30 protein-coding genes, 1 tRNA gene and 1 pseudogene are annotated in these 26,030 nt (G+C 68.9%); 17 read left to right on the top strand and 15 right to left on the bottom strand.

Annotated elements, in window-relative coordinates; translation table 11 throughout:
* Window positions 1-143 precede the first annotated feature (143 nt).
* The 7 genes from LUM46_RS14540 to LUM46_RS14510 all read left to right on the top strand — a co-directional run bounded on the left by LUM46_RS14540 (window position 144) and on the right by LUM46_RS14510 (window position 8,183).
* On the top strand, window positions 144-1,544 hold the full coding sequence (locus LUM46_RS14540; protein WP_274994806.1) for a sensor histidine kinase: 1,401 nt from the start codon (window positions 144-146) through the stop codon (window positions 1,542-1,544).
* The gene (locus tag LUM46_RS14535; protein ID WP_274994805.1) at window positions 1,532-2,191 is read left to right on the top strand and encodes a response regulator transcription factor; all 660 of its coding nucleotides are present in this window, start codon (window positions 1,532-1,534) and stop codon (window positions 2,189-2,191) included. The genes LUM46_RS14540 and LUM46_RS14535 overlap by 13 nt, the downstream gene beginning before the upstream one ends.
* Window positions 2,191-3,159, top strand: coding sequence for a DUF4097 family beta strand repeat-containing protein (locus LUM46_RS14530; protein WP_274994804.1), 969 nt, complete (start codon window positions 2,191-2,193; stop codon window positions 3,157-3,159). Before LUM46_RS14535 ends, LUM46_RS14530 begins: the two co-directional genes overlap by 1 nt.
* Before the next feature lie 152 nt (window positions 3,160-3,311).
* Complete coding sequence (locus LUM46_RS14525; protein ID WP_274994803.1) at window positions 3,312-4,619, top strand: glycosyltransferase 87 family protein; 1,308 nt, start codon at window positions 3,312-3,314, stop codon at window positions 4,617-4,619.
* Between the two features lie 160 nt (window positions 4,620-4,779).
* A complete protein-coding gene (locus LUM46_RS14520) occupies window positions 4,780-5,925 on the top strand; it encodes a glycosyltransferase family 4 protein (RefSeq protein ID WP_274994802.1) in 1,146 nt (381 codons plus the stop codon).
* 1 nt (window position 5,926) lies between these two features.
* Complete coding sequence (locus LUM46_RS14515) at window positions 5,927-7,210, top strand: glycosyltransferase (protein WP_274994801.1); 1,284 nt, start codon at window positions 5,927-5,929, stop codon at window positions 7,208-7,210.
* Between the two features lies 1 nt (window position 7,211).
* A complete protein-coding gene (locus tag LUM46_RS14510; RefSeq protein ID WP_274994800.1) occupies window positions 7,212-8,183 on the top strand; it encodes an SGNH/GDSL hydrolase family protein in 972 nt (323 codons plus the stop codon).
* A 3-nt stretch (window positions 8,184-8,186) separates the two neighbouring features.
* Here LUM46_RS14510 and LUM46_RS14505 read toward each other — a convergent pair whose 3' ends face one another.
* The gene (locus LUM46_RS14505; protein WP_274994798.1) at window positions 8,187-9,071 is read right to left on the bottom strand and encodes an NAD(P)-dependent oxidoreductase; all 885 of its coding nucleotides are present in this window, start codon (window positions 9,069-9,071) and stop codon (window positions 8,187-8,189) included.
* On the bottom strand, window positions 9,068-10,003 hold the full coding sequence (locus LUM46_RS14500; protein ID WP_274994797.1) for an NAD(P)-dependent oxidoreductase: 936 nt from the start codon (window positions 10,001-10,003) through the stop codon (window positions 9,068-9,070). The genes LUM46_RS14505 and LUM46_RS14500 overlap by 4 nt, the downstream gene beginning before the upstream one ends.
* 113 nt (window positions 10,004-10,116) lie before the next feature.
* On the opposite strand from LUM46_RS14500, the gene LUM46_RS14495 reads away from it, so the two are divergent.
* Window positions 10,117-10,497 (top strand): winged helix-turn-helix transcriptional regulator, encoded by a 381-nt coding sequence (locus LUM46_RS14495; RefSeq protein ID WP_274994796.1) that lies wholly within the window; start codon window positions 10,117-10,119, stop codon window positions 10,495-10,497.
* A 52-nt stretch (window positions 10,498-10,549) separates the two neighbouring features.
* On the opposite strand, the gene LUM46_RS14490 is transcribed toward LUM46_RS14495, so the two are convergent.
* The gene (locus LUM46_RS14490; protein WP_274994794.1) at window positions 10,550-10,957 is read right to left on the bottom strand and encodes a carboxymuconolactone decarboxylase family protein; all 408 of its coding nucleotides are present in this window, start codon (window positions 10,955-10,957) and stop codon (window positions 10,550-10,552) included.
* A gap of 246 nt (window positions 10,958-11,203) precedes the next feature.
* Between LUM46_RS14490 and LUM46_RS14485 the strand changes: the two genes are divergently transcribed.
* The gene (locus tag LUM46_RS14485) at window positions 11,204-12,061 is read left to right on the top strand and encodes an alpha/beta hydrolase (protein ID WP_274994793.1); all 858 of its coding nucleotides are present in this window, start codon (window positions 11,204-11,206) and stop codon (window positions 12,059-12,061) included.
* 9 nt (window positions 12,062-12,070) lie between these two features.
* Here LUM46_RS14485 and LUM46_RS14480 read toward each other — a convergent pair whose 3' ends face one another.
* From LUM46_RS14480 to LUM46_RS14470, 3 genes are all read right to left on the bottom strand, one after another.
* Window positions 12,071-12,889, bottom strand: a complete 819-nt coding sequence (locus tag LUM46_RS14480) for a protein phosphatase 2C domain-containing protein (RefSeq protein WP_274994792.1) — start codon at window positions 12,887-12,889, stop codon at window positions 12,071-12,073.
* A gap of 129 nt (window positions 12,890-13,018) precedes the next feature.
* Window positions 13,019-13,399 (bottom strand): hypothetical protein, encoded by a 381-nt coding sequence (locus LUM46_RS14475; RefSeq protein ID WP_274994791.1) that lies wholly within the window; start codon window positions 13,397-13,399, stop codon window positions 13,019-13,021.
* 178 nt (window positions 13,400-13,577) lie between these two features.
* Window positions 13,578-14,222: a 2'-5' RNA ligase family protein gene (locus LUM46_RS14470; protein WP_274994790.1), complete on the bottom strand. Its 645-nt coding sequence runs from the start codon at window positions 14,220-14,222 to the stop codon at window positions 13,578-13,580.
* A 243-nt stretch (window positions 14,223-14,465) separates the two neighbouring features.
* On the opposite strand from LUM46_RS14470, the gene LUM46_RS14465 reads away from it, so the two are divergent.
* Together LUM46_RS14465 and LUM46_RS14460 are read left to right on the top strand one after the other, a co-directional pair.
* Window positions 14,466-14,921, top strand: coding sequence for a hypothetical protein (locus tag LUM46_RS14465; protein WP_274994789.1), 456 nt, complete (start codon window positions 14,466-14,468; stop codon window positions 14,919-14,921).
* Window positions 14,922-15,056: 135 nt separating this feature from the next.
* Window positions 15,057-15,557 carry a ribonuclease FAU-1 family protein gene (locus LUM46_RS14460; protein WP_274994787.1) on the top strand — a complete coding sequence of 167 codons (501 nt, stop codon included), beginning with the start codon at window positions 15,057-15,059 and terminating at the stop codon, window positions 15,555-15,557.
* 302 nt (window positions 15,558-15,859) lie between these two features.
* On the opposite strand, the gene LUM46_RS14455 is transcribed toward LUM46_RS14460, so the two are convergent.
* Entirely contained in the window at window positions 15,860-16,171 is a 312-nt protein-coding gene (locus tag LUM46_RS14455; RefSeq protein WP_274994786.1) for a type II toxin-antitoxin system PemK/MazF family toxin, read from the bottom strand.
* Entirely contained in the window at window positions 16,168-16,434 is a 267-nt protein-coding gene (locus tag LUM46_RS14450; protein ID WP_274994785.1) for a hypothetical protein, read from the bottom strand. The genes LUM46_RS14455 and LUM46_RS14450 overlap by 4 nt, the downstream gene beginning before the upstream one ends.
* Window positions 16,435-17,566: 1,132 nt before the next feature.
* Here LUM46_RS14450 and LUM46_RS14445 point away from each other — a divergent pair.
* Window positions 17,567-18,016 carry a hypothetical protein gene (locus LUM46_RS14445; RefSeq protein ID WP_274994784.1) on the top strand — a complete coding sequence of 150 codons (450 nt, stop codon included), beginning with the start codon at window positions 17,567-17,569 and terminating at the stop codon, window positions 18,014-18,016.
* Between the two features lie 294 nt (window positions 18,017-18,310).
* On the opposite strand, the gene LUM46_RS14440 is transcribed toward LUM46_RS14445, so the two are convergent.
* Window positions 18,311-18,892 (bottom strand): hypothetical protein, encoded by a 582-nt coding sequence (locus tag LUM46_RS14440; protein WP_274994783.1) that lies wholly within the window; start codon window positions 18,890-18,892, stop codon window positions 18,311-18,313.
* 378 nt (window positions 18,893-19,270) lie between these two features.
* On the opposite strand from LUM46_RS14440, the gene LUM46_RS14435 reads away from it, so the two are divergent.
* Genes LUM46_RS14435 through LUM46_RS14425 form a run of 3 tightly spaced genes read left to right on the top strand, consistent with a single transcriptional unit; the run spans window position 19,271 to window position 21,391 of the window.
* On the top strand, window positions 19,271-20,068 hold the full coding sequence (locus LUM46_RS14435) for a TIGR04255 family protein (RefSeq protein ID WP_274994782.1): 798 nt from the start codon (window positions 19,271-19,273) through the stop codon (window positions 20,066-20,068).
* Window positions 20,058-20,705: a hypothetical protein gene (locus tag LUM46_RS14430; protein ID WP_274994781.1), complete on the top strand. Its 648-nt coding sequence runs from the start codon at window positions 20,058-20,060 to the stop codon at window positions 20,703-20,705. The genes LUM46_RS14435 and LUM46_RS14430 overlap by 11 nt, the downstream gene beginning before the upstream one ends.
* Window positions 20,706-20,743: 38 nt before the next feature.
* Window positions 20,744-21,391 (top strand): hypothetical protein, encoded by a 648-nt coding sequence (locus LUM46_RS14425; RefSeq protein ID WP_274994780.1) that lies wholly within the window; start codon window positions 20,744-20,746, stop codon window positions 21,389-21,391.
* A gap of 74 nt (window positions 21,392-21,465) precedes the next feature.
* On the opposite strand, the gene LUM46_RS14420 is transcribed toward LUM46_RS14425, so the two are convergent.
* Entirely contained in the window at window positions 21,466-21,990 is a 525-nt protein-coding gene (locus LUM46_RS14420; RefSeq protein ID WP_274994779.1) for a GNAT family N-acetyltransferase, read from the bottom strand.
* On the bottom strand, window positions 21,990-22,349 hold the full coding sequence (locus tag LUM46_RS14415) for a UTRA domain-containing protein (RefSeq protein ID WP_274995154.1): 360 nt from the start codon (window positions 22,347-22,349) through the stop codon (window positions 21,990-21,992). The genes LUM46_RS14420 and LUM46_RS14415 overlap by 1 nt, the downstream gene beginning before the upstream one ends.
* Window positions 22,350-22,359: 10 nt before the next feature.
* Between LUM46_RS14415 and LUM46_RS26695 the strand changes: the two are divergent.
* Window positions 22,360-22,680: pseudogene (locus LUM46_RS26695) on the top strand (tyrosine-type recombinase/integrase); the annotation flags it as partial.
* 67 nt (window positions 22,681-22,747) lie between these two features.
* Here the strand turns inward: LUM46_RS26695 and LUM46_RS14410 are convergent.
* Window positions 22,748-22,834: transfer RNA gene (locus LUM46_RS14410), tRNA-Ser, on the bottom strand.
* Window positions 22,835-23,028: 194 nt separating this feature from the next.
* On the opposite strand from LUM46_RS14410, the gene LUM46_RS14405 reads away from it, so the two are divergent.
* Complete coding sequence (locus LUM46_RS14405; protein WP_274994778.1) at window positions 23,029-23,769, top strand: GntR family transcriptional regulator; 741 nt, start codon at window positions 23,029-23,031, stop codon at window positions 23,767-23,769.
* 21 nt (window positions 23,770-23,790) lie between these two features.
* Here the strand turns inward: LUM46_RS14405 and LUM46_RS14400 are convergent, their stop codons facing one another.
* The 3 genes from LUM46_RS14400 to LUM46_RS14390 form a co-directional block, all read right to left on the bottom strand.
* Window positions 23,791-24,360 (bottom strand): hypothetical protein, encoded by a 570-nt coding sequence (locus tag LUM46_RS14400; RefSeq protein WP_274994777.1) that lies wholly within the window; start codon window positions 24,358-24,360, stop codon window positions 23,791-23,793.
* 35 nt (window positions 24,361-24,395) lie between these two features.
* Window positions 24,396-24,704, bottom strand: a complete 309-nt coding sequence (locus LUM46_RS14395) for a hypothetical protein (RefSeq protein WP_274994776.1) — start codon at window positions 24,702-24,704, stop codon at window positions 24,396-24,398.
* A gap of 214 nt (window positions 24,705-24,918) precedes the next feature.
* The gene (locus LUM46_RS14390; protein WP_274994774.1) at window positions 24,919-25,974 is read right to left on the bottom strand and encodes an arabinan endo-1,5-alpha-L-arabinosidase; all 1,056 of its coding nucleotides are present in this window, start codon (window positions 25,972-25,974) and stop codon (window positions 24,919-24,921) included.
* Window positions 25,975-26,030: the final 56 nt, after the last annotated feature.

Here is a 26,030-nt window from a genome sequence, read left to right as displayed (position 1 = left end):
CTGGCGAGGTAGTCATCCGGTTCGCGCTGGGTGACTACCTCGCCAGACGACTACCTCGGCAGGTCGGGGTAGGGGTAACCCGACGCTCACGTCGTGGGGCGACAGCATGTCGCGGCAGCATGCGTCGGCCTAGTGTCATGTCCATGACCAGCGATGACGGCCCGACGCCGCCGCCCCAGCCCCGCACCCCCGAGGACCGCGTCGCGCCCGCACTCGTCTCGGCCCCCGCGTTCTTCCGGGCACCGTACGACGCCGCCACCTGGCGCGCCGTCGCCGCCCTCGGGACCGGCTGGATGTGGCACCTGACGGGCGGGCTGGTCCTGTGGATCCTCGTCGTGGTGTCCGCGGGCCTGGTCCCGGCGCTCGGCGTCGGGGTACCCCTGCTCGCCGCCTCCCTCGTCGCCGCCCGGTGGTTCGGCGGGGCGGAGCGCGCCCGCATCGCCGCACAGACCGGCGTGCTGATCCTCGCCCCGCTGCCCCGGGTGCGGGCCCGGCGCGGCTTCTGGTCGGGGCTGTGGTCGCCGGTGCGCGACAACCGGGCGTGGGCCGCCGCGCTCTACGCCTTCCTCGCGATGCTGATCAGCACGGTGTTCTTCCCGCTCACCGCGGCCCTGCTCGCCGGCGCCGTCGCGGCGGTCGCGTTCGTGCCGCTCGGCCAGGGCACCGCCCTCGCCCAGTGGTCCGGCCTGTCGTGGCCGGCCACGGTGGTCGGCGCGCTCGCCGGCGCCGTCGTCCTGGTGTGGGCGGGCGCCGCGCTCGCCCAGTACGGCTCGTACCTCATGGTGCGTCTCGCGACCTACCTGCTGGGGCCGTCCGCCGCCGACGTCGCCCGCGCCCGCGCCGCCGTCGCCGAGCAGGAGACGCGCCTCGCCGAGGCCGCGGCGCACACCGCCCGCGAACGGGCGGTGGTCCTCACCGAGTCACGTACGGCAGCCGTGTCGGCCGCCGACACCGAGCGGCGCCGCATCGAGCGTGACCTGCACGACGGCGCGCAGCAGCGCCTGGTCGCCCTCGGCGTCGAGCTCGGTGTGGCCCGCCGGCTGGCCGACAAGGACCCCGAGCACGCCGTCGCCGCCCTGGAGCTCGCGCACCGCGAGATCAAGGAGACGCTCGCCGAGCTGCGCGACCTGGTGCGCGGCATCCACCCGGCCGTCCTGGCTGACCGCGGGCTCGACGCCGCGCTCTCCGCCCTCGCGGGCCGCAGCCCGGTACCGGTCCGCGTGGAGGTCACCGGTGATCTCGCGCCCGCGAGCGCCGCCGCGCAGGCCGCCGCGTACTTCGTGGTCGCCGAGGCCCTGACCAACGTCGCCAAGCACGCCGGGGCGGAGTCGGTACGGGTGCACGCGAGCCTGGTGCCCGAGGACGAGCAGACACGCCTGCGTGTCATCGTGCACGACGACGGCCGGGGCGGCGCCGAACCGTCGCCCGGCAGCGGGCTCGAGGGCCTGCGCGGCCGGGTCGCCGCCCTGGACGGCACGTTCGAGCTCGACAGCCCGCCCGGTAAGGGCACCCGCCTGACCGTGGAGGTCCCGTGCGCATCGTGATCGCTGAGGACTCCGTCCTCCTTCTGGACGGCCTCACCCGGCTGCTCGCCGCAGAGGGCCACACCGTGACCGGCTACGGGACGGCGGACGAGCTCGTCCGGGCGCTCTCGACGGCCGACACCGAGCTGCCCGACCTGCTCGTCACGGACGTCCGGATGCCGCCGTCGCACACCGACGAAGGGCTGCGGGCCGCCGTGCACCTGCGCAGCCTGCACCCGAACCTGCCGGTCCTCGTGCTGTCGCAGTACGTGGAGCAGAGCTACGCGAGCGAGCTGTTCGCCCGAGGTGCCCGTGGCCTCGGCTACGTGCTCAAGGACCGCGTGGCCGACGTCGACGAGTTCCTCGACGCCGTCGCCCGGGTGTCCGGGGGCGGCACCGTCGTGGACCCCGAGGTGGTCACCCAGATCATCGCCCGGCACCACGGCTCCGATCTCGACGTCCTGACCCGGCGCGAGCGCGAGGTGCTCGCGCTCATGGCCGAAGGTCGTTCCAACGCCGCCATCGCGGACCGCCTCGTCGTGGGGCTGGCCGCCGTGGAGAAGCACGTCACCAACATCCTCAACAAGCTCGGCCTCCCGCCCGCCACCGACGACCACCGCCGGGTGCTCGCCGTGCTGCGCTGGCTCGACCAGAACGGATCTCACTGATGAACCAGCCACATCCCCAGAACGCCGCGGTTCCCGAAGACGCCGTCGGGCCGCCCGGGCCGTACGCCCAGCCCGGGACGTACGCCGAGCAGGGCGCGTACGCGCCCGAACCGCCGCGACGCGGCGTCACCGGACGTGTTCTCGGTGCCGTGGGCATCATCGTCGCCCTCGTGGCGGTCGCCTTCGGTGCGCTGTACCTCGTCGACCTGACCATGTCGGAGACCAGCACCACCCACCGGTCCTACGACGCCGTGGACTCGGTGGTCCTCGTGGCCGACGGCGACGTCACCGTCAACGCCGCGGAGGGCGACATCGAGGTCGACGTCATCGCGCACAGCGGCCTGCGGGAGCCCACGTACTCGGCGGAGGAGTCGGCGAACCGCCTGGAGCTCACGCACGAGTGCGGTTGGTCCATCGGCCCGCGCTGCTCCGGTGCGCTCGACGTGACGCTGCCGGCCGGCACGGAGGTGACGGTCCGCACGGCGAGCGGGGACGTCGTCGCCAACGGCCTGGCCGGGGACGTGTCCCTGGACAGCAGCAACGGCCAGATCGAGGCCACCGAGATCAGCGGCCCGCTCACCGTGAGCTCCAGCAACGGTGACATCGACGTCGCGGACGTCGATGCCGACGTCAGGACCTTCACCTCGAACGGCGAGACCGACGTCGCCGACGTGGACGGCACCGTCACCGCCGACAGCAGCAACGGCGACATCACCATCGGTTCGGTGACCGGCGACGCCTCGGCGACGACGGGCAACGGCGAGGTGCAGGTCACGGCGGCCGGCGGCGACGTGTACGCCGAGTCCAGCAACGGTGACGTCACGATGGTCGGTGACGGCGAGCCCGTGGCCCTGACGATGTCCACGTCGAACGGCGACGAGATCGTCCAGGGTGCGGTCGACCCGGCCGCCGAGCGCACGGTCGATCTCCGCAGCTCGAACGGCGACGTGTCCTACCTCGACGAGTAGGCGTTCCACCACGATCACGCCCGTGACCACCCAGGCCAGCACCTGGGTGGTCACGGCGTTGCCGCACTCGCCCGGCAGATCGCGGGCACCCGTATCCGTACCGGTATCCGTCGGGCGCCGACGACACCGCCGATCAGTGCAAGGATGTGGCCGTGCCGAGCGCGTCAGACATGTCGACAACGCCCAAGGCCGTGGGCAAGGACATCCTGCGGTCCGCCACCCGTGTGCTCCTGTCCTGGCCGGCCCTGTGGATCGGCTTCGTCCTGGCCCACGCCTGGATCATCCTGCAGGCCTGGGTCTTCGGCCAGCAGATCCTCGGCGACGTGGGCCTGTACGAGTGGTGGGTCCGCAACGGCATGGCCGTCGGGTGGTGGCCGGTCTTCGGTTACGACTGGGTGTACCCGCTCGGCGCCCTGGCGCCGATGGCGGTCCCGGCGCTGCTGACCGAGTCCACGGACGGCTACTCCTGGGTGTGGATGGGGCTCGTGACGGTCTCGAACGCCGTCGCGGTGCTGGTGCTCGGCCGGGCCCGACCGCGCGGCCGGGTCGCGGTCTGGTTCTGGCTCGCCTTCCTCGTGGCGCTCGGTCCCATCTGGATCGGCCGGCTCGACGGTCTGCTCGCGCCGCTCATCCTCGTCGCGCTGGTCGTCGCGGCCAAGCGGCCCGCGCTCGCCATGACCCTGGCCACGATCGGCGCGTGGATCAAGATCGCCCCGGGCGCGGTGGCGCTCGCCCTGGCCGCGACGACGTCGGGTGCCAAGGCGTTCCTCCGGAACGTGGTGCTGCCGGGTGCGGCGGTGTCCGCGGTGGTCGTCGGTGTCGCCTTCGCGGGCGGCGGCCAGGACAACGTGCTGGACGTGTTCGGCGAGCAGGGCGACCGTCAGCTGCAGGTCGAGGCCGTCGGCGCGACGCCGTTCACGGTGGCGCGGCTCTGGGACCCGTCGATCCAGGTCGAGTACGACAAGGTCATCTACACCTACGAGGTGCAGGGCGCCGGGGCCGACGCCGTCGCGCAGGCCCTGGACGTCGCCCTGCCCGTCGCCGCCGTCCTGATCGCGGCGCTCATGTGGTGGGCCGCGCGGCGCCGCCCCGAGCGCGTCGGCGACATCCTGCTGATCGGTGCCGCCGCGGAGCTGCTGGCCCTCATCGTCTTCAACAAGGTGGGGTCCCCGCAGTTCATCGCGTGGATCGGGCCACCCGTCGCCGCCGCCATCGCGCTCGGCACCCGCTCCCAGGGCACGCGCCGCACCTGGTTCCTACCCGCCCTCGGCACCCTCGTGGTCGCACGGCTCACCATGGAGATCTACCCGCTCCGGTACGGCGAGTTCCTCGGCGGCTGGCCGCTGGCCACGAGCATCGGCGCCCTGCGCAACGCGCTCCTCGTGGCGCTGCTGGTCGGCGCGATCGTCCGCCTGGTCCAGATCGCATGGGCCCGCCAGACGGTTTCCAGAGCAGGTTGAGGGTCTGTTCAGGGGTGTTCGTCATGCCAGGGGCATGGTGGCTCCGATACGGTCAGGATCGTGACATCGTGTGTAGCGGTAACCGTCTCGACGCCACCCGTTCCCCGGCTCGCCGCTCGAAAGACTTCGTCCGGACATCGACGACCGGCAGGTTCGTAGCGTGCGAGTAGCCATCGTTGCGGAGAGTTTCCTCCCGCAGGTCAACGGGGTCACGAATTCCGTCCTGCGGGTTCTCGAGCACCTGCACGAGCGGGGGGACCAGGCCATGGTCCTCGCGCCCGATGCCGACGCCTCGATCGGTCATGTCCCGCCCTTCGTCAGCGGCGCCCCCGTCGTCGAGCTCGGCTCGATCGGATTTCCCGGGTACCCGGACGTGCGGCTCGTCGTCGGCAAGAAGTGGCGCACCGAGCGCACGCTGGCGACGTTCGCGCCCGACGTCATCCACCTGGCGTCGCCGTTCATCCTGGGCTGGCGCGGCATCCTGGCCGCCGAGCGGCTGCGGCTGCCCAGCGTCGCCGTCTACCAGACCGAGGTGCCCGGCTATGCGGCGCGCTACGGCCTGGGCGGCTTCGAGCCGCTGCTGTGGAAGCGGGTCAAGGACATCCACGAGCGCGCGACGATGACCCTCGCGCCGTCCACGGCGACCATGCGGCAGCTGGAGAACCACGGCATCCCGAACCTGCGCCTGTGGGGCCGGGGCGTCGACACGCAGGCGTTCCACCCGCAGTTCCGGGACGAGGCATGGCGCCGCAGGGTCGGCGCCGGCCGCGAGACCCTCGTGGGCTACGTGGGCCGGCTGGCCGCCGAGAAGCAGGTCGAGGCGCTGCGCGTGCTGCAGGACCTGCCGGGCGTTCGCCTCGTCATCGTGGGCGACGGTCCCGAGCGGGACGACCTGCGGCAGATCCTTCCGGCGGCCCACTTCACGGGGCTGCTGCGGGGCGCCGAGCTGTCGCGCGCGATGGCCAGCCTCGACGTGTTCGTGCACCCGGGCGAGCTCGAGACCTTCGGCCAGACGCTGCAGGAGGCGCACGCCAGCGGTGTCCCGGTGGTGGCCCCCGCCGCGGGCGGGCCGCTGGACATCGTCAGGCACTCCCACGACGGCTGGCTGTACCCTCCAGGTGACCACGCGGCGCTCCGTGCCCGTGTCGCCGACCTGGTGGGCGACGAACGCAAGCGGCGCGCCTTCGGCACCGCGGCGCGCGAACGCGCCGAGGGACGCACGTGGCACGACATCTGCTCCGAGCTCATGGGGCACTACGACGACGCGATCCGGGTGCACGCGCGAGCCGGCTCAGCGGAGGTATGACTTGCGAATCGTCCACGTCGCGAACTTCTACAGCCCTCGTTCCGGGGGAATCCGAACTGCGATGCACGCCATGGCCGGGCAGTACCTGTCCCGGGGGCACGAACCTGTGCTCGTCGTGCCGGGCAGACGGGACGGGGTATCGCTCGTGGACGGCGTCCGGGTCGTCACCCTGGCGGCACCGCGCGTGCCGTTCTCCGGCGGGTACCGCGCGGTGGTGCAGCCCGGCAAGATGCGCAACCTCCTGGAGACCCTCTCGCCCGACCGGCTCGAGGTGAGCGACCGCACCACTCTCGCCGGGCTGGGCGACTGGGCCCGCGAGTCCGGCATCCCCTCGCTGATGATGCTGCACGAGCGCGTCGACGGGGTGCTGCGCTCCTGGATTCCGGGTGGGGCCGAGGGCGGGCCGGCGGCCGCGTTCGGCGCGGCGGCGACGCCCGCCCTGGCCGACCGCTACAACCTCGCGACCCTGCCCCGGTTCGACCGCCTGGTGGCCACCACCCAGTTCGCGGCGGGCGAGGTGGAACGCCTCGCCGAGCGCAACCGGGCGGCGGCGCTCCCGCCGCTCTACCGGGTACCGCTGGGCGTCGACCTGGAGCGGTTCCGGCCCGACCGGTACTCGGACGAGGCCCGCGCGCTGTACGCGCCGCCCGGCACCGCGCTGATCGTGCTCGCGAGCCGCCAGTCCACCGAGAAGCGGCCGGACCTCGCCATCGACGCCGCCGCGCAGCTCGTGCGCGACGGCCGCCCCGTGCGGCTCGTCGTCGCCGGTGCCGGACCGCTCCTGCCGAAGATGCGGCGGCGCGCCGAGGCCGCGGGCCTGCCGCACCGGTTCCTGTCGTTCATCCCGGACCGCGACCGACTGGCCACCTTGCTGACCTGCGCCGACGTCGTCATCGCCCCGGGCCCCATCGAGACGTTCGGGCTCGCGGCGCTCGAGGCGCTGGCGTCCGGTACGCCGGTGGTCTGCAGCTCGTCGAGCGCCCTGCCCGAGGTGGTCGGCACCGCAGGAGCCGCCGCCCCGCCGGACGCCGCGGCGCTCGCCCTCGCGCTGCACGAGGTGCTGGACCGCGACGTGCCGCAACGCCGCAAGGCGGCCCGCGCCCGCGCCGAGCTCTTCCCGTGGAGCGCCACGGGTGACGCGATGATCGAGCTGCACTCCCGCAAGGCCTTCGACCTGACGCCGGACCCCGTGCTCCCCGAGCTGGCCCGCCTGGAGCGTGCCCACGCGCCGGTCGTCGCCGCCCCGACGAACCCGATCCACACGGGGCCTGTGGGGCATCGGTGAGATGACGCCGCCGGCGGGACGCGAGCGCTGCTTCCGACTTGTCGCCCTCGGCGACTCGATCACGGTGGGCGTCGGCGACACCGTCGGTCCCGACGCCGCCCACGGCCCCGGCTGGGCGGCACATCTCGCCGCCGTGCTCGGTGCGGAGGCGTTCACCAACCTCGCGACCAACGGTTCCCGCTCCCGCGACGTCGCCGGCCCGCAGCTCGAGGCCGCCCTGACGCTCCGCCCGCACCTCGCCACGGTGCTCGTGGGCGGCAACGACGTGCTCCGCAGCGACTTCGACGCCCGGCTCACGCTGATGGACCTGCGCCGCTGCGTCAGCGAGCTGACCGGTGCCGGCACCGACGTCGTGCTCGTGCTGCTGCCCGTGATCGGCTTGTTCGAGCTCGGCCCACGCCTGGTGCGGCGCGTGATGCGGCGCCGGGTGGCGTCGATCAACGCGGCGGTCCAGGAGGTGGCGGCGTCGGCGCACGGACTTGCGACGGACGGGCCGGCGGCGCAACCCGTCAGTGGTGACGAGCCGACGCCGATCTCGCGGCACGGGAGGGTCGTCGTCGTGGACGCGACGCGGGCGATCGCCCCTGCCGTTGCCAAGGCCTGGCATGTCGATCGTGTGCACCCGTCACCCGCCGGACACCGGCAGCTGGCGTTGGCCGCCACGACCGCGCTGGCCGACATGGACCCGGAGTACGCCCCGCCCCCGGTCCGGGGCTCGGACCAGGAGTGGGTGCGGGCTCTCGCCGCACGGCTGCCCGAGGCACCCGACCCTCCGTCGGTGCGGCAACGCCTGGGCTGGCTGGTGAGAGCAGGCCTGCCCTGGTGCGTGCGCAGGGGCCGGGACTTTCTGCCAGGCCTGCTCCGGGCCGTCGTGCACGACCTGCGGGCGGAACGGGTGCTCGCGCCCGGCAGCATGGTCACGAGCCTCGCCGACTCGGGCCTGGACCCCCGCCGCCGCATCCGCAGGGGGTGACGGTCAACGGCCCTGCGGCCGCATCGCGTCGATGATCCGGGTCCAGTTGTCGTTCCCGTAGCCGTTGTCGCGGACCCAGGCGTAGTACGCCTGGACCGCCGCGGGCAGGCCGGTGTCGACGCCCACCGCCTTGCTCGCGGCGACGATGTGGTCCGCTGTCGCGCCCATCATCGCCGCCGTGCTCAGGTCGCCAGGATGCTCACCCGCGTCGATCTGTGCGCCGGGATTCTCGCCCTCGCCCACCGCCAGCATCTCCCCGATGCCGGTCACGGTGAGCATCAGCTCGGGGAACGCGGCCGAGGCGGTGACCCCGCCGGACTCCAGCAGCGCGGTGGCGTGCATGAGTGACGCGAGCGAGGTCAGGAACACGTCGAGGTGGGCCAGATACATGAGCTGTGCCAGCCCCAGGTCTTCGCCGAGGTAGCGGGGGGCGCCGAGCTTCGCCAGAGTCTCACGGTCGGCCTCGAACACCTCGGCCGGGCCGCTGTAGTAGACGTACGCGGCCTCGGTGCCCACCATCGGCGCGGGTGTCATGACGCCACCGGTCAGGAACCGCGCGCCGTGCTGTTCGGCCCACGCGGCGCCCTCGCGGGTGACGTCCGGCGAGTCGGAGCTGAGGTTCACGAGCGTGCGGCCCGCGAGCGCCTCCGTCGCGGAGCCGAGGATGTCGTACATCGCCTGGTAGTCGGTCAGGCTCAGGATCACGAGCTTGCTCGCCGCTACGGCGGCCGCCGGTGTGGCGGCGACCGTCGCCCCGGCGGCGGCGACGTCGGCCGCGCGGCCGGCCGTCCGGTTCCAGACGGTGACCTGGTGGCCCTCGCGCAGCAGGGTGTGAACCATCGCCTGGCCCATGGGGCCGAGTCCGATGACGGTGACGGGTGTGCTCATCGGGCTACCTCCAGCTCGTCGCTGTTGTCGTCCTGGTGGGTCTGGCCGGTCTTGGCGGTGCGTTCGGCGCGGAGGCTCTCGTAGATCCTGGCGAAGCCCTCGGCGCCGTGTCCGTCGGCGATCTGTTCGCTGATCAGCTCCTGCACCGCGGCGATCGTCGTGGGCCGCACGCCCTGTTCCTCGCTCGCGCGCACGATGTGGCTGAGGTCGGAGAAGTCCAGGCTCTGCTGACCGGGGACGGCGTAGTCGCCGCCGTCGATCACGCCGGCGAAGTGCTCGAACCCGTCGGTCATCGCGCTGAGGAACGGTGTGGCCCGCGCGGCGAACTCGGTGGCGCTGATCCCGACCGAACCGGCCATCGCTGCCCCGTGCAGGAACCCGGCGAACATGGAGTACATGCCCGAGAGCATCGCCAGGTCGACGAGCGAGGCGAGGCCCGCGTCCGCGCCGTCGTAGGTGCTGGTCGCCCAGCGGTCGAGCACCGGCCGGCTCGCGTCGAAGACGTCGCGGGACCCGCTGTACAGGATCGACGCCTCCGGGGTGCCGATCATCGGCGGGGTCGCCATGATGGCGCCGTCGAGATGGTCGACGCCGTGGCCGGCCGCCCACGTGGCCAGCTCGCGCGCCTCGTTCGGCGTGGTGGTCGTCAGGTTCACCAGCGTGCTCCCGCGCATCCCGGCGATGACCGGGTCGAGGGTCTCGTGCACGGACGCGTGGTCCAGGAGGCAGGCGACGATCAGGGGGTTTGCCGCCACGGCGGCACCGATGGACGACGCCGCCTGGGCGCCCCGCGCGCTCAGGTCGACTGCCCGGGCCGAGGTGCGGTTCCAGACGGTCACGGCATGACCGGCGTCGAGCAGGGTGGTGGCGAGGGCGCTACCCATAGCGCCCAGGCCCAGCACCGTGACGCCGGCGCCTTGGGGATCGGTCATCAAGAATCTCCTCGGTAGGTGGGTACCTCCCCATGCTCGGCGTGCGACGTACGATCGTGGAAGTACCCACTAATTACTGGGGTACTTACCTGTTGGTACGTAGGAGGAACCCGATGGCGAAGGCACCACGCAACGGCCCCTATATCTGCGGCATCGACGCTGCGCTCGACGTCGTCAGCGGCAAGTGGAAGGGCCTGATCCTCTGGGAGCTCGACGAGCACGGCGTGCGCCGGTTCGCAGAGCTGCGGCGCGGTCTGCCGGGCGTCAGCGAGAAGATGCTGACCCAGCACCTCCGCGAGATGGAGGCGGACGGGCTGGTCCGCCGTCAGGTCTACGCGGAGGTGCCGCCGCGCGTGGAGTACTCCCTGACGGAGCACGGCCGGGCGCTCAACGAGGCCCTGGCACCGCTCGGGGCCTGGGGCGTCGAGCGGATCCGGCGGGAGCGGTCGGACCTGGTCGAGCACAGGGACGCGGCGGCGCTGCCCCGCCCTTGACCCTCCTTGCACCCAGGGCTCCAGCCGGTCGAGCTGGCATCCCTGGACGCGGTCACTCCAGCGGCAGCAGCCCGCGCTCGGCGAACACCTTCCTGGCGACGCCGACGGCGTTCAGCGCGCGCGGGAACCCGCAGTAGACGGAGCTGTGCAGGAAGACCTCGATGATCTGCTGCGGGGTCAGGCCGACGTTGAGCGACGCACCCACGTGCACCTCGAGCTGGGCCTCGCTGCCGCCGAGGGCCGTGAGCATCCCCAGCGTCACCAGCTGGCGCTGCTGGGGCTCCAGGCCGGGCCGGGAGTAGATGTCCCCGTAGCCCCACGCGACGATCTGGTGCCCGAGCTCGGGGGCGATGTCGGCCAACGAGTCGATGACGTTGTGGCCGGGGTCGTCGTGGATGGAGTCGAGGACCTGCTTGCCGGACGCGAATCGTTCCGCGCGCACCGCGTCGTTCTCCGTCATGGTCCTTCTCCTTCTGAGCTGCCGACAGGGGTGGTGTGGCGCTCGATCGATCGCCAGGGGCATGCGCCGTGGAGCGTGGACCAAGTTCAACCGATGACCGGCGGGCGGCGCAATACCTTTCATCCATATACATGCAGGTCATCTGCCATTTTTCGCCGCCGGCCGCACGGTCTCCGCCTTCGCTTCCGCCGCAGCCCGGGGCGGGCGACGAGTGGCAGGTGTCCAGCCTCGCCCTAGCCTTGCTGTGTGACCGCATACGTACCCTTTGTTCCCCTCCCGCTCGATCAGGAGGACGTCCGGTACGAGCACGGTCCCGACTCGTCCCGCAGGCCCGGCGTGCCGCACGGCTTCACGGTCGAGCTGCACTGGGAGAGCACCGCGTACCCCGGGACCACCCGGAAGGTGTGGGTCCACGTGCCCGCCGCGTACAACCCGGCGGAGCCCGCCGGGATCCTCGTCTTCCAGGACGGCTGGTGGTATCTCGACCCCGAGGGCGAGGTCCGCGGCGGGATCGTGCTGGACAACCTCGTCCACCGCGGCGACATCCCCGTCACGATCGGCGTGTTCGTCGACCCGGGTGTCTTCGAGGACATCGAGGATCCCGTACGGCGCAAGAACCGCAACGCCGAGTACGACGCGTTCGGCGGCCGGTACGGCGCCTTCCTGCTGGAGGAGATCATCCCGGAGGTCCGACGGCGCTTCGTGATCAGCGACGACCCGGAACGCTGGGCCATCGTCGGCGGCGGCAGCGGCGGGAGCTGCGCCTTCACCGTGGCCTGGCACTACCCCGACCGGTTCCGCCGGGTCGCCGGCTTCCTGTCGAGCTTCACGCAGCTGCCGGGCGGCAACAACTACCCCGCCCTCATCCACATGACACCCCGCAAACCCCTCCGGATCTTCCTGCAGACGGGCCACCGTGACCTGCGCTGGAACCAGCCCGACCACAACTGGCTCGCGGAGAACCTGCGGGTCGCCGCGGCCCTCGCCGAGGCCGACTACGACTTCCGCCTCGTGCTCGGCGACGGCGGGCACAACCCGAACCATGCGGGGGTGCTGCTGCCGGACGCGCTGCGGTGGTTGTGGCGTCCGGGCGACGCGGACTGAGTTCGCTCGTCAGAGCCTGATGGTCACGAGCGTCTTGTCGTCGTGACGCTTTGCGCGCGGCCAGCGCTGCCCGTCCTGGTCGGACGCTTCGGCATCGTGGACGTCCTGGAGCACCTGCGCTTCGCCGTGCCCGTTCGCGTGTTCGGCCAGCTCCCGCCAGGTCGCCGCTACCGGATGGCGCTGTGGGTCGACGCCGTCACTGGCGAGCAGCAGTCCGGTGATACCCGACCGGCTCTCTGCAGTGGTCAGCCCGTGGTGCGCGGCCTCGGGCTCCGCTCCGGCGATCCAGTAGCCGCCGGGCCGGTTGCGTCGTCGGGCTTGCTCGGCCTGGAGCGCCAGGAGCACCTCGCGGTGTCCGACGTCGTATCCATGGCCGGCCGCCAGGCGTGCGCGGTAGGCCGCACGCTCGTCCGCCCCCACGGCATCCAGGCGGTCGTCGGTGTAGACGGTCTCGACGCTGCCGGCACGAAGCACGACGACGTAGCTGTCGCCCAGTGTGTAGGTCTCCACGACGTCGTCGGACCAGCGCGCGATGGCTACCGTGCTGGTCGGGCTGGTGTCCGGAGTCAGGCCGTGAGCGTCCCGAACCGTTCGGATCGCGCCGGCAACGGCGTCAGCGAGCGGTTCTCCGCGAGGCACTGTCTCGCTGAGTGCCTGGCCGAGCCGTTCCGCGTACCAGCCGGGATCATGAGACCGGTCACCGGCGACCGAGGTCGCGCCGTCGAGCACCGCGGCGAAACCGTCTCCGACGACATAGCGGTCCTGGTTGTTCGGTCCCCCGGCGAGTGACGCCGCCCGGATGCTCGTGCGATCGGCCTCTTCGGACATGGCCTGAACCCTACGAGACCGGTCGCCACGACGCCGGGCGACAGGGGGATGGACTGCCGCTGATTCCAGGCCGGCTTCACGTGCCGCAGCCTCCCGCTCCCTCGTCACCAACGTCATGACCCGCAACATCTAGTAGTCGCCGCAGCTAGTTCCGGCCGGGACGAGGAGCACGGACCAGTTCAGTTCCATGGAGTCGGTTGCGCGCTCATCGGTATAGGTGACGGTCACCTTCGTCCGCAGCGCCTCCTCGAGATCGCTTGCCCGCAGAGTGACCGCGACCAGCGCGCGGTGGCCCGCCGGGATGGTGGTGGCCACCTCGGACGTCCCGGGTGCGGGTAGCGGACCGGTCCCCACCGTGGCGTCTGGCCAGTCCTCGCGAGTCAAGAACCACTCGACGACGTCGATCCCGTCGGTCACTGCATCGATGTCGCTGATGGTGACGTCGTCCGCTGAGGTGTTCTCCACCGTCTCCGATGCGAACGATGCGAGCCCGTCCTCGCTGACGGGCATGCACATCTCACCGCTTCCTCTTTCAGCACCGACCGATTCCAGGCCCTCGGCCGCGCCCAGCTGTCCGCAACCGACGACCATCGCGAGGCAAGGGAGCGCCACCAGGAGGCGACGCCTCACCGCAGCTGCATAAGGACACGGGAGGGACACTCGCCCGGGAGCCTGTTGGTCCGCAGAGCTAGTCACCGAGGGGGACCGCACGGAGGACGTCCCACTCGTACATCCGGTGGTCCCGGTGCATGCGAATCAGTGAGACCTGCGTGTACGTCGCCGTCGACGGCGCTGCCGGCTCGGCCTGGTCGAGAGCCGCCCGGATCGGTGCGGCGTCGGCGTCCGCATTGCTGTACGCCACCGACACGTGCGCTCCGAACCCGTCCTCGGGCTCCGGGCACTCTCCCAGCGCATCGGTGATGCCCGCTCGGATGGCTCGGCGCACCTCGGTGAATGCCTCGGGATCGGCCGGCGGCAGCATCACGCCCTCGCTCGTGACGTGGGCACGGCGGTACGACGTCGTGATCGGGGCCATCGCGCGCAGCCGGCCGGCCACCCGGAGGGTCACGTAGTCGAGGGCTGCGACGTTGATGTCCTCGACGTGGCCGACACCCTGCATGGTCATGTGCAGCCACTCGTCCGGGATCGGGTCGAGGGTGCCGACCGCGCTCACGGCCTCGCGGTACCGCTGTGCGAGGTCACGCACCTCGGGCTGGTCGTCCTGGGTGATGTGCCAGGCGTAGAACCTGGTCCCGACCCGCCAGCCCGGACGCCACCACCAGTGGTCGGTCATGGTGTCGTTGTCGGCGTAGAGCGCGCTGTAGTCGGTCATCCGAGATCCGGCCTTCCTGCATCGGGGTCGCTCTCCGTCAGGATGCCGCACCCGGGACGTACCGAGCGCAGGTCGCCCGGGTGGTCCTGGGGGGCGGCAGCGGTCCCTGAGCGGGACGGGGCGCCGAACGGCGTCCGCGACATACGGGACGCACCCCCCAGTCCACCCACCAGTAACATCGCTGGCAGAGCCTGTGTGGTCAACGAGCCCTCCTACCGTGGAGCGTGAACCATCAACATACCGATGAGCCAGCAGCAGGTCGACGAGTTCTTCCGTGCGAACGCGCCCGCAGATGTCCAGCACACCGTCGCTTGGCTGTTGTCGAGCGGCTACGTGCTCGTCTCGCAAGAAGGCACGAGCACGTTTGGCGCTTTGTTCCTCTTCGAGGGCGATTCGGTGGTGCAGATCATCGTCGACCGCTCGCAGTGGTCGCTCGACGTAGCTGCGGTGCCCGAAACCCAGCTCTGGCAGTACGACGTGCTACTCGCCGCGCAGAGCAGCCAGGAATACGGGCGACGGTTCCCGCGCGTCGGTGCCCGTACATTGAACGTGCCCCTCCCGAAGCAGCTTCCGGAAGGCGTGAGCTGGCGTGAGACGCTGCCCGGCGTACTCCATTGGATCCAGGCCAGCGACGTCACAGAGTCGGTCACCGAGGCACAGCAGCAGCGATCGGCGCTCATGTGGCCCCGGAACCGTTAGAGCGTCCGCGGCAAGTAGGTGCGGACGCCCTCGTGTCGTGCGTTGTTCCTGCCCCACGGGTGGCGGGTCCCGCCGCGGGGCCGCGCCCGGCGGGCAGGATGCGCGGCGAATCCAGGCCTTGATCCCATGTTGAGGATGTCTAAAGAAAAGATGTCCCTGGTCGACGGGACCTGCGCGGAGCGGTTCAGCTGGCCGGTCGAACAGCTCGGCCAGGATGAGCACGGCACATGGCTGGGCGCGCGGCGCGGGAACCCGGTCCGCCAGCCCGACGGCCGCCGCGAAGAAGCTCAAGCACACGATGCCGTCTGGCTTGTCGCGGCGGGTGCATGGTGCCTGCCCGCCTTCTGGTTCACCGACACGACCGACCTCACTATCGATATCTGCACACCGCCGAGGCTCGATGGAGGCGTGTGGTCCTTCGTCGACCTGGAGCTGGACCTGTTTCGCAGCGCCGATGGTTGCGCCGGCATCGTCGACCAGCACGAGTTCGACGAGCTGGCTCTGTCCGGGCACCTCACCGACGGCCAGGTAGCGGCCGCAACCGAGGCCGCACGATCGTTGCTGTCCCTCGTGCAGATGGAGGCAGAACCTTTCGGCGGAGCAGCGAGAGCATGGCTGCGGTCGCTTCGCTCCTAGCGGTTCTCGTCGATCCCCACCAAGCTGTCGAAGCACTGCAGAAACGGAGTGCCCGGCATGACGAAGGCCCCCAGATCCGCATGATTCAGCGGTTGGGGCATTCGGCGTGCGGTAGCGGTGGGCTCAGCACAACCGTTTGTTCCACGTGAGGTGCAGTTGGAGCACAACCCCGTTGACCTGCATGTTCACCCGACAACGGTTGTATGGCGTCGGCCCTCGTTGGTCGGTGCCCGATCTAAAAGTGATGGGTAAATCATGGATTCCGGCCATCATCGCGAGGCGTTTCGCGTCGACAGCTCGGGCTAGGAGGGGTCGATCAGAGTGTGGAGGATGGCGGCGACGGCGGTCGTGTCGTGCCCTGTGGGGTCGTGTCGGGTGACGCGTTCCAGGGAGACGGTGCGGGGCTGCTCGCAGATCGCGTAGGAGCCGGGTGCCACCTCGACGCGGGTCGGCCAGGACTTGTCAGTGGAGGTCATCGGAACCACGATCGCCAGCCGCATAGCCCGGTGCTGACGAGTATTCGACAAGACCAGGTGCGGCCGGTGGTGGGCCTGCTCGCGACCAACGGTGGGGTCCATGGACAGCCAGATCACATCGCCGCGCTGAACGATCACGCGGTGGTCTCCTGGGCACGGATCATCTGCTCTTCGGCGGCGTACTCACCCTCGGTCGGCCAGGCGCCCTCTTCACGGGTCTGGGCCTCGTACTCGTCAGGGTCGATGGCGTCCATCGCTTCCCAGAACTGGCGGCGCTCGTGCTCCTCGATGAGGGCAGCCACGGTCTCGTCCGCCGTCTTGAGCGGCTTGCCGTTGAACTTGACGTGGGCGAGCCGCTGCCTCGTGGCGCGTGCAATGGTGATGGTAGTTGTCTCACTCATGACATCTACAATGACAGATTTCATGACCCCTGTGAACCCCGTATGGGTCCTCTGGCCCCCGTATGGGTACCTCTGCCACCATTCTCCCGCTTCGGGGTCCCTCGATCCTCTTGATTCCCGGGTGCCCGCCGGAGGCACTGCCTGAGAGCTGAACATGAAGAGACGGTCTCGACTATTGGAGTCGGGACCGTCTTCGTCATGCCTGGGAGCCGGTAGGCCGTCGGGGTGCGGTGGGGTGCGCGCAGGGCGCGAAGTGCCCGGAGCGCGGGGCCCCATCGCGGGCCCCCGCCGGCCGGACGGCCCAGCGCGGCGGAGCCGCGCCTTGACGGAGGCCACGACCCTGCGGCACTACGTGAAGCGGACGCACGTTGCGCCCGATGTCCGGGTGGTCCCGGACCTGCTGGTCAACCAGCCCGCCAGCGACTCCCCCGACTCGAATGTCATGGAAGTGATGGATCCCGGGGACGACAACGGCCCCCGACCAGCAAACATGCAGGTCAGGGGCCGTGTCTTGCACTCAGGGTGCGGTAGCGGTGGGATTGGAGAGGGCACTTGTACGGCGTTGCACGTGGAACGACACAACCCGGATGACCTGCGGAGATACCCTCACCGCACCTCGACCGGCTTGGATGAGTTAGCACCGGGACCGACAGCAAACCGGAGCGAAAACGGAGGCATCCTGGTCCGTTCGGGTACAGCTCGTTCGGTCCCTGCCACGCTACTCGGATCGATCAAGGCTCCGTATCCAACGCTGACATCCTCGCTGCGTCGACGGCAGTTCACCCTTCTCCGGCGAGCCTGGTGCCGTCATGCGACCTAGCGTCGAGGGCATGGAGCCCACCCACGCAATCACCCCGATCCCACCTACGCCCGACGACGGCCGGAGCAGTACTTTCACGGCCCACGACCGGACCGCAGCGTCCGATGATGCTTCGGCGCTGATGGTTCTACGGGCACACGTCGAGCACGGCCGGCCGACGCCGGAGCCTGGGCAGCTCATCGAACTGCGCACACGGCGCGTCATCACGACATGGAAGCGAGCCGCCGACATCCTCGAGAACGACTAGCACACATACACGAGCAGGTAGCCGGCACGATCGGGCCGGACGTCGACCGAGCGGGAGGTATAACCGTGAAGCGATACACAGCGTGGGTCATCACATGGCAGGACCACATCACCCCTCGGATCTTGCACGGCGTCGAGATTGGAACGCCTCTTGCACTAGTTCCGAAGAAGGCCTACGTCGAAGGCGCCATGGTTGTCGCCTACCAGATGCTTCTGGACTCAGCGCCCTCGGTCGCTGTGGCTGCGCTGGGGAATCAGCCGCGCGACGAGGTCGAGTGGGACCACCTAAAGGAGAACGCAAAAATCGGTGTCGGCCTGGAGGTTTGGGCACACCACGCTGATGTGGTGCACCATCCCGCCCCGGCAGGTTCTTTTGCAGATGAGGGAACAATCTCCTACAAGCACTCGAAGTGGACGGACCCTCGAGATGTCCGGGAACTAGCCCTTGCACTTGAGGATTTCGATGCAGCTAGGGAGCAGTTGCGGACGCGAACCAGTGCATGGCCGCCTCTCTAACCCGGCGGGTCTTGCTCCCAGCCACAGGCCTGGTTCGGGGTCCCTGATCCTCCGTCATCCGTTGGCGCGGGGCACGTCTCGGACATCGGTTCTGCTGGCAGTGCAACAGGTCCCGCCCGTCCAGCTCATGATGCGGTGGTGCTCCTGGTCGGCGGGACCTGTTGCACTGCCGGCGGGTTCGCTGTCAGGGTCCCGGTCAAGCCAATGGATGACGGAGGATCAGGGACACCGCGGCTCCCTCGATCCTCTTGATTCCCGCGGTGCCCGCCGGAGGCATGAGACCGAGGCATGTGGCTACGAGTCGACCGGAGCGTCCAGAACATCGAACGCCGGTGAGAGCATGGCGTTGAACTTCGCCCAGGCTTCCCGTTCTATCGGTGGCTCGTATGCCGGTCGGTCGAACGCCTGCTCGATGAAGGCGTCGATCCGCACGGCGACGTTGCTGAACGCGTCCGCGATTTTCTCAGCGTCCGCTGGCCGCCAGATCAGGGAGTCATACATGCCCTGGGCTTCGGTTCGCATCGATGACGATGCCCTACTGCTTCTGGTGCCGAAGTGCTTTCCTGGTTCGCTCATCTTGACCCACGTCGCATGGACCAAGAAGTTTCGGTGGGGCCGGAGGCGCTCGATGGCCTTGACGATGGTGACAAGCTGCTCGATCTGCTCATCGGTGAGTCCGTGGTGATAACGCGCGATGCGCAGGCAGGACTTGGTGATGTTCGAGAGGTCTTCACCAGCGGTGATCACTCGTCCGTAAGGAGAGCCGATGAGGTGGCAGAACAGGTCTCGCAGTTGATCCTCGACGGCTGCGCTCTCGGCTGCGACGCGACCGATTGCAGCCAGCATTGCCTTCGTCGGTTTTCCGGAGGACGCCATGGCCGCATCGTAGGGTGCGCCGTCAGGGTTGGGCCGGTAGGCCGTCAGGGGTGCGGGGTGGGGTGCGCACAGCGAGCGTCAGCGAGCGGAGCGCGGGGCCCCACCTCGCGGGCCCCCTGCCGGCCGCACGGCCGCGCGCCGTCAGGCGCGCCTTGATCTCATAGAGGTCAACTCGGCAGCGATCGCCGTGCGCCACGTGGGGGCCCAGACCGGTCGCCGCTGCTTCGAACCGGATGAGCGTTGGCCGGAGGTTTCACCAAACCGCTACTTCTTGGTGCATCCGCTATCCGTTGCCAGCGAGTCTCACCCCAGACTGTTCCGTGTTGGGGTATCTGCACTGGTTGCTGTTTCAGTATCATCAGTAACATGCCGCCTCCGATGAAGTACGCGAAGCCGCCCCTAGTCGTGGTGTTGGCGGAGGTGCGGCACCTCAAGGTGCCTCCGTTGTCAGACGACCAGGTCACCGCAGTTAAGACCAAGCTCGCCGACGTGTTGCCGCTGCATCGGCAGATCGAGCGCGGCAGCGTCAGCTTCGCTGTCAACCCCCACAACCCTGGGGCGACGCCGATCGCAACCACAAACAAGGTGCGGGTTGACGCCTTTGGCTCCCGGGACGGTCTCACCCTGTTCACAGCCGGGCCTGAGTCCTACTCTCTAGAGACCGCGACATACGACGGGTGGGATTCGTTCCGATCCCTGCTCGAGCGGGTTACCGAGGCAAGGATCGAAGCAGGTCGACCGGATGGAGTGAATCGCTTGGGGCTGAGATATGTCGATGAGATTCGCCTCCCGGCCTCCAAGCAGGAGACGCCAAACTGGTCTAAGTACCTCGATCCTCAGGTGATTGCGCCAATGCCTGGGGGGATGAGCCTTCAAGTTGAGCAGCAACAAGCCATCGTCCAGTACTCGACCGATCGTGACGATGACACACTCACGTTGCGGTATGGCGCGGTCAACGGTCCGCCTTCTATCACCGCCGATGTGCGACCTAAGCCACCAGCTCCCGGACACTACTTCTTGCTAGATACGGATGCGGCATGGACGCCTACCGGGACACCAGAGTTCGATGGTCCGACGATACTTAAGGCGGCGGACAGGATTCACACAGACGTGACGGCATTATTCGAGTCCACCCTCACGGACAAAGTTAGAAGAGAGGTGTTCGGTGGTCACTGATACTCGTGTTCCTTCAATCGAGTCAACTGGTCAAGATAGCGTCGTCGACAAGCTTGTTCACATTCCTCGTACTACAAGTGTTCTCGCTTCGGACGCATCCGTGTTGCGATATGAGCTGGGCTGGCTTGTAGACGGCACCGATCAGATCCAGCGTCGGGCCTTCAGCGATGACCTCGAGCGCAGACAGGCTCAACGCCAGAAGCTGGCGCCACGTGACCTTCTCGACTATCTGAACGATCTGGGATTTTCGTGGCGCGACATCGCGCGGCTCGCCGGCGTCTCGGTGCCCGCCGTGCAAAAATGGCGCAGAGGGTCTGGCGTGGCCGCGACGAACCACGCAGCTCTGGCGAAAGTGGTTGCCCTGACGGAGATACTTGGCGACCACAGCGTAATGGAAATCGCATCCTGGCTAGAGATTCCCTTGAAGGAAGGCGTGTCGCTGAGCAGGATGGACATGCTAATCGCAGGGCGTTACGACCTAGTGATGCTTTCTGTCGCAAATGAAGGCATGATGGGGGTCGACGCGATTCTCGACAAGTTCGATGAGAACTGGCGGGAGATCCTCGTCGATGACAACTTTGAGACTTTCGTTGACGCTGATGGGATCTTGTCAATTCGCCCGAAGGCTTCTCAGTGACGGAGTATCGGCTAGAAACTCCGACAACACTGGATTCTGTGTACGAAGCCCTCGGCGAAGAGGATGCCGAGTTAATGGCCAATCGCCCGCTGTTTACTGGTGACGTCTTCCGTTTGGATGACGGGAGCAAGGCATGCCTCGTACAGCACCCATGCGCGATGCGGCAGGGAACGCAGCTGGTGGAAAGGGTCCTCGCTTGCGGCCTCTCGCCTAGCCCGATCCAGATTCGCACTGACTGGGCGAGTGGAGACTTCAAGAGGGCGTACCTTCCAACCCTGGAGGACGGCAAGAATTATGGAATTCAGTTTACCGACCTGCTGGTCCTCAATCGGGACGAGTTGCTGTCCTCACAACGGATTGCGGTACTGAGCGAGATTGGCGTCAATCTCCTTGTGCAACGATGGATCTACCACAACAGCAGAGTTGTCGTGCCGACGATCACTATCCATCGGCAGGTTGCACCCCAGCATGAAGAAGCCGACCTGACGATGGAGGCCGTTGACCATCTCGTCATGGAAGGCTGGCCCTCCGACACCGCCCTCACCCGGGTAGATCAATGGCTAGACGATCCAACCCAAGTTGGCGGTCGGCTGCGATCGCAATTGCTCGATCCGCAGGCACGTAGCACTGTTCGGAAACGAATGCGAACGCTTCTGAGCAGTGCGGGGCCGTACACGATGACATGACGCTCCAGGCGAACATTGAACCGCGCTGCCGTCTCCGTATTGCGACCGGCCTGACGCCGTCAGCGAGTCAGTTGTCAGTTGGAAGACTCATTGTGGGAGACCACGTAGACGGCGGCCGGTTCGGTGAGTCCGTCACCGTAGCGGTGGTTGAGGTCAGCAATGTAGACGGCTCCGAGTCGTTCATAGAGCCGGATCGCCGTGCGGTCCTTGAGCATGACGTCGAACGCGATCGCGAGCCCTTGAGACCGCGCCAAGTCCAGTGCAGCTTCCATCAAGAGCCGGCCGGCGCCGCTTCCCCGGTAGTCAGGGTCGACAAACAGGCGCACGGGAATAGCCAGGCGGTCGATGTCACCGCCGGTGTGCTCCTGCCAGACTCGGGCAGCGTCGTCCTCGGGCACGGCACGCGTGAGGGTGATCTGCCCGATGGGTCGATCATCCTCGACGGCGGTCCAGCTCTGCAGCTCGTTGGGGTGGCGTAGCCAGCCTTCGGGGTCGGCCACGCCTTCGACGGGGTAGCCGTCCTGGGCGTGCACGCGGACCAGTACGGCGGCGAGGTCGGGCAGGTCTTCGTCGTGGCGTGGGCGGATTGTGTGGGTCATCAGTAGTCCACGGGCATGTCGTAGTCGAGTGCTGAGTAGTCGGCGCGCATGCAGAAGTTCGTGACTTCGAACGGCTGCTTGTCGGAGGTCATGCCGGTGTGCCACAGGTCGATCATGGGCACGCCTGGTGGTAGGTCGAGCCCTTCGGCTTCTTCCCGGGTGGCCGGCCGCGCAGTGATTTCTTCGCGGATGTTGTCGATGGTGTAACCGAGGTCTTCGAGTCGCCCGTACAGGCTTCGCGCACCGAGGTTTTCGGCCTTCGCGAGGGCCGTCCCCTTGGCGATCGACCATGGGATGTACGTGATGCCGACCTGCATCGGGACCTCGTCGGCGTAGTACCAGTTCTCGCGCCGGGCCAGTGATGTTCACGCGACGGATCAACTTGTGTTCCCGTCGACGGAGGCAACGCCCCGCTCCCCCGGTCGAGTTCGTGAGCAATTGCGCCATGCTCGCGAGGGAACGGGCATCACGGTGACACCGCACGACTTCCGTCGAACGATCGCGACGCAGGTAGCGAATCAGACCACGGTCGGGAACGCGACGGCGCTCCTCGGTCACGCTGACGAGGGAACTACCCTGCGGCACTATGTGAGGCGGACGCACATCGCGCCGGACCTCCGGATCGTCATCGATCAGCTCGTCCAACAGGCGGAGGCCGACGAAGCCCCGGAAAGCCAATTCGGACGGTAAATGGACGGCGCGGCATGACGAAGGCCCCCAGATCCGCATGATTCTGCGGTTGAGGGCCTTCGGGGTGCGGTAGCGGTGGGATTTGAACCCACGGTGGACTTTCACCCACACACGCTTTCGAGGCGTGCTCCTTAGGCCGCTCGGACACGCTACCTTTGCCCGCCACAACAGCAGCGGGCCGTAGCAGGATACCCGGTCGGAGCCCGGTTCCACGAATCGGCCGCCACGCCCGGTGCACACAGTGATCAGTGCCTCCCTCGGCCGGCGACTGTCCGGCGACCGAACCCGCCATATCCTCCGGCTGTGCCGCATCATCCGGCGACCCGAACCCGACCGTAGAGTGGGCCCATGGCGACGACCGCTGACGCAGAACCCGTTTCCGACACTGCGGCAGACGATGCCGCGGACCCTGCCGCGGCGGACCCTTCGGATGCCAAGGCGGGCGACCTCGTCGAGCGCACGGCGGCGTCCATCCGCTCCTGGATCATCACGGGCACGTCGCGGCCGGGCGAGCGACTCTCGGAGAAGGCGGTCGCCGAGACCCTCGCGGTCTCCCGCAACACCCTCCGTGAGGCCTTCCGGGTGCTGACCCACGAGAACCTGCTCGTCCGACGTCCGCATGCGGGCGTGGTGGTGGCCGTCCCGACGCTTGCCTCGATCCTCGACATCTACCGCGTGCGCCGCATGATCGAGGGGCAGGCTCTGCGCGGCGCGCTGCCCGGTCACCCGGCTACCGAGATCATGCGCAAGGCCGTCGAGAGCGCGGAACGGGCCCGCGACGAGAAGGACTGGCGCGCGGCCGGTACGGCCAACATGGAGTTCCATCGCGGGATCGTCGCGCTCTGCGACAGCGAGCACCTCGACCGGCTCTATGCCACCGTCTCCGCGGAGCTGCGCCTCGCCTTCGGCCTCCTCGCGAACCCGGAGTACCTGCATGCCCCGTACGTGGCGCGCAACGCGCGCATCCTGGAGATGACCCTCGCCGGGGACAGCGCGGCCGCCGCCGCGGAGCTCGACGAGTACCTCGTCCAGTCGGAGCGGACTGTTGCGGCCGCGTACTCCCGCCGCACAGCCGGTGACCCTGCCTGACGCAGCGCACATCACCCGGGCTCACCGCACCGGCAGCACCGCCAGCAACTCGTTCAGCTGCGCTCTCGTGGTCGCGACGTACCCGCCACGGAGTCGCATCGCCGCGTCCCAGACCTCGCGCTCTCCCGCCGTCTGCCGCTCCAGGACGCTCATGTTCTCGGTGAGGTCCAACCGGCGGTTGAACCCCTGGACCGTGTCGCGCCACCGGTGGAGCCCGGTCACGAGGGTGGTGTCCCGACGCCGGTCGAGCGCACCCGAGACGAGCGCCGCGTCGACGGCGGAGACCGCCAACCGCGCGAAGACTGCTCGCGGCCGGTCGTCAGCGGCCCGGGCAAACTCGTTGTCGGCGAGGACCGCGCGGTTCCGCTCCAGCTCACGGCGGATGGCCGCGAGCACCTGGGCGTGCCGTTCCGCCTCGCTGCTCAGCCGCTCCACGACGAGTCCGGTCATGCCCGCCACCAGCGTCAGCGAGTTGACCGCCGGCTCCCACCGCGGCTCGCCCGGGAGCGCGAACCACAGCACACCCAGCACGAACGCCGTGGCCAGCAGGACATACGTGAGCGTTGCGACCGTGGCGCGCGCGACAGTCACATGCCGCTCCACCATCCAGCCCAGACCCGGCACGGTCAGGCCCAGATGGTGAACGGCCGGTCGTCCACACGCGGTTCCGCGCCCTCGGGTGGGCCCACCACGGAGACACGATCACCCGGGCGGAGGGCACAGAGGACGCGCTCGAGGGTTGCCGCAGCGTCCTCGTCGTCCGTGACCGCGAGGTCCAGGTGCAGGGAGAGGATCCCCGGCCGGGCCAGACCCGGAGCCTCGGTCTCGTGCAGGTCCGCACGCACGTGCGCCTTGCACCGGATCCGCGGAACCGCTCGGACCAGCAGGCCGAGCCTGCGCCCCACGGGCTGCTGCTGCACTGTCGGTTCGGCCATGGCGGTCATCCTCCGGCGTGCGCGGGCAGATATCGCTGCACGACCAGGCTAGCGGCGTCCGACACAAGTATCTAGGTTGTTGAACAATATGACCCGCACGTGCCAGCGCCTTGGCCGGAAGACCTCGGCCGGAAAAGGCGAGTGCTGGGCACCTGCGGGTCCCGAACCTCAGAACCCGCAGGTACCCAGCACTCAACGAGGGCCGTGCTGTCGGTCAGTACACGTACGGCCAGCCTGCGGAGTCATAGGCCAGCAGGTTGATGCCCAGCCGCGGTGCGCCGCTGTCCGTGTAGTAGTGGTAGAACAGCGCGTCGGCGTCGCTGTCGGCGATCACGGCCTGGTGGCCGGGACCGTGGATGCTGCCGTGGCTCGCCAGGATCTCGGTGCCACCACCGGAGTTCATGGCTCGTCCCGCACGGTCCACGTACGGACCGGTGACCGACGTCGAGCGGCCCACCATCACGCGGTACGTGCTGTTCGCACCCTGGCAGCAGGTGTCGAACGAGACGAACAGGTAGTAGTAGCCGTTGCGGTAGTGGACCGTCGGCGCCTCGATGGCGCCGCCGTTCCGGCCGGCGATGCTGTGGAACTCCGTCCCGGACCGCTTGCCCGTCGAGGCGTCGAGCCGGATCATCTTGAGGCCCGACCAGAACGAGCCGAAGCTCAGGTACCAGCGACCGGACTGGTCGATGACCAGGTTCGGGTCGATGGCGTTGAAGTTGTCCGACGTCCGCGACTCGATGACGAGCCCCTGGTTGGTCCACGAGCCCTGGGCGCCGGTGGTGCTGGTGGCGAGGAAGATGGCCGAACGGTTCGAGCCGAAGGTCGAGGCCGAGTAGTACATGTAGTAGCGGCCGTTGGCGTAGCTGATGTCCGGAGCCCAGACGTGGTTGCTGTTGTTGGTGTACGAGTGCGCCCACGGCACGCCGTTCGGGAACGCCGACCCCGCGTTGTTCCACCGCGTGCGGTCCGTGGAGGTCTTCAGGGCGATGCCGTTGCCGGTGGCAGCGAGCAGGTAGTTGCCGGCGGGCGACTTGACGACCTCGGGGTCGTGCACGTCCGTGCTCCCGGTGACGGGCCCGGGGTTGGGGTAGGCCGCCAGGGCTGCAGCCGCCGTCGTGCCCGACGGCGCGGAGCCCGCCGAGCCGACTGCCGCGGTCGGGGTGCCTGATGCCGCAGGGCTGATCGCGAGCCCTGCGGCGACGAGCAGCGCGACGGCCACCTGTCGGCGTCGGGTGTTGCTGGCGGATAGTGCTCGGAACTGGTGCATCGTTGCCTCCGTCCGGAACGTGCCGGCAGCGCGACGGACCCGATTGTGAGCGCTCA

This window comes from Promicromonospora iranensis (genome assembly GCF_028994805.1).
Taxonomy (GTDB): Bacteria; Actinomycetota; Actinomycetes; order Actinomycetales; family Cellulomonadaceae; genus Promicromonospora; species Promicromonospora iranensis.
Note: the sequence above shows the minus strand (reverse complement) of the source record. Positions and strands in the feature narration are given on the sequence as shown.

What these genes read in the sequence shown, in the direction of transcription:
- LUM46_RS14540 (WP_274994806.1), top strand. Translation starts at nt 144, where the DNA reads ATGACCAGCGATGACGGCCCGACGCCGCCGCCCCAGCCCCGCACCCCC.
- LUM46_RS14530 (WP_274994804.1), top strand. Translation starts at nt 2,191, where the DNA reads ATGAACCAGCCACATCCCCAGAACGCCGCGGTTCCCGAAGACGCCGTC.
- LUM46_RS14510 (WP_274994800.1), top strand. Translation starts at nt 7,212, where the DNA reads ATGACGCCGCCGGCGGGACGCGAGCGCTGCTTCCGACTTGTCGCCCTC.
- LUM46_RS14505 (WP_274994798.1), bottom strand. Translation starts at nt 9,071, where the DNA reads ATGAGCACACCCGTCACCGTCATCGGACTCGGCCCCATGGGCCAGGCG.
- LUM46_RS14500 (WP_274994797.1), bottom strand. Translation starts at nt 10,003, where the DNA reads ATGACCGATCCCCAAGGCGCCGGCGTCACGGTGCTGGGCCTGGGCGCT.
- LUM46_RS14495 (WP_274994796.1), top strand. Translation starts at nt 10,117, where the DNA reads ATGGCGAAGGCACCACGCAACGGCCCCTATATCTGCGGCATCGACGCT.
- LUM46_RS14490 (WP_274994794.1), bottom strand. Translation starts at nt 10,957, where the DNA reads ATGACGGAGAACGACGCGGTGCGCGCGGAACGATTCGCGTCCGGCAAG.
- LUM46_RS14480 (WP_274994792.1), bottom strand. Translation starts at nt 12,889, where the DNA reads ATGTCCGAAGAGGCCGATCGCACGAGCATCCGGGCGGCGTCACTCGCC.
- LUM46_RS14475 (WP_274994791.1), bottom strand. Translation starts at nt 13,399, where the DNA reads ATGCCCGTCAGCGAGGACGGGCTCGCATCGTTCGCATCGGAGACGGTG.
- LUM46_RS14470 (WP_274994790.1), bottom strand. Translation starts at nt 14,222, where the DNA reads ATGACCGACTACAGCGCGCTCTACGCCGACAACGACACCATGACCGAC.
- LUM46_RS14465 (WP_274994789.1), top strand. Translation starts at nt 14,466, where the DNA reads ATGAGCCAGCAGCAGGTCGACGAGTTCTTCCGTGCGAACGCGCCCGCA.
- LUM46_RS14460 (WP_274994787.1), top strand. Translation starts at nt 15,057, where the DNA reads ATGTCTAAAGAAAAGATGTCCCTGGTCGACGGGACCTGCGCGGAGCGG.
- LUM46_RS14450 (WP_274994785.1), bottom strand. Translation starts at nt 16,434, where the DNA reads ATGAGTGAGACAACTACCATCACCATTGCACGCGCCACGAGGCAGCGG.
- LUM46_RS14440 (WP_274994783.1), bottom strand. Translation starts at nt 18,892, where the DNA reads ATGGCGTCCTCCGGAAAACCGACGAAGGCAATGCTGGCTGCAATCGGT.
- LUM46_RS14435 (WP_274994782.1), top strand. Translation starts at nt 19,271, where the DNA reads ATGAAGTACGCGAAGCCGCCCCTAGTCGTGGTGTTGGCGGAGGTGCGG.
- LUM46_RS14420 (WP_274994779.1), bottom strand. Translation starts at nt 21,990, where the DNA reads ATGACCCACACAATCCGCCCACGCCACGACGAAGACCTGCCCGACCTC.
- LUM46_RS14405 (WP_274994778.1), top strand. Translation starts at nt 23,029, where the DNA reads ATGGCGACGACCGCTGACGCAGAACCCGTTTCCGACACTGCGGCAGAC.
- LUM46_RS14395 (WP_274994776.1), bottom strand. Translation starts at nt 24,704, where the DNA reads ATGGCCGAACCGACAGTGCAGCAGCAGCCCGTGGGGCGCAGGCTCGGC.
- LUM46_RS14390 (WP_274994774.1), bottom strand. Translation starts at nt 25,974, where the DNA reads ATGCACCAGTTCCGAGCACTATCCGCCAGCAACACCCGACGCCGACAG.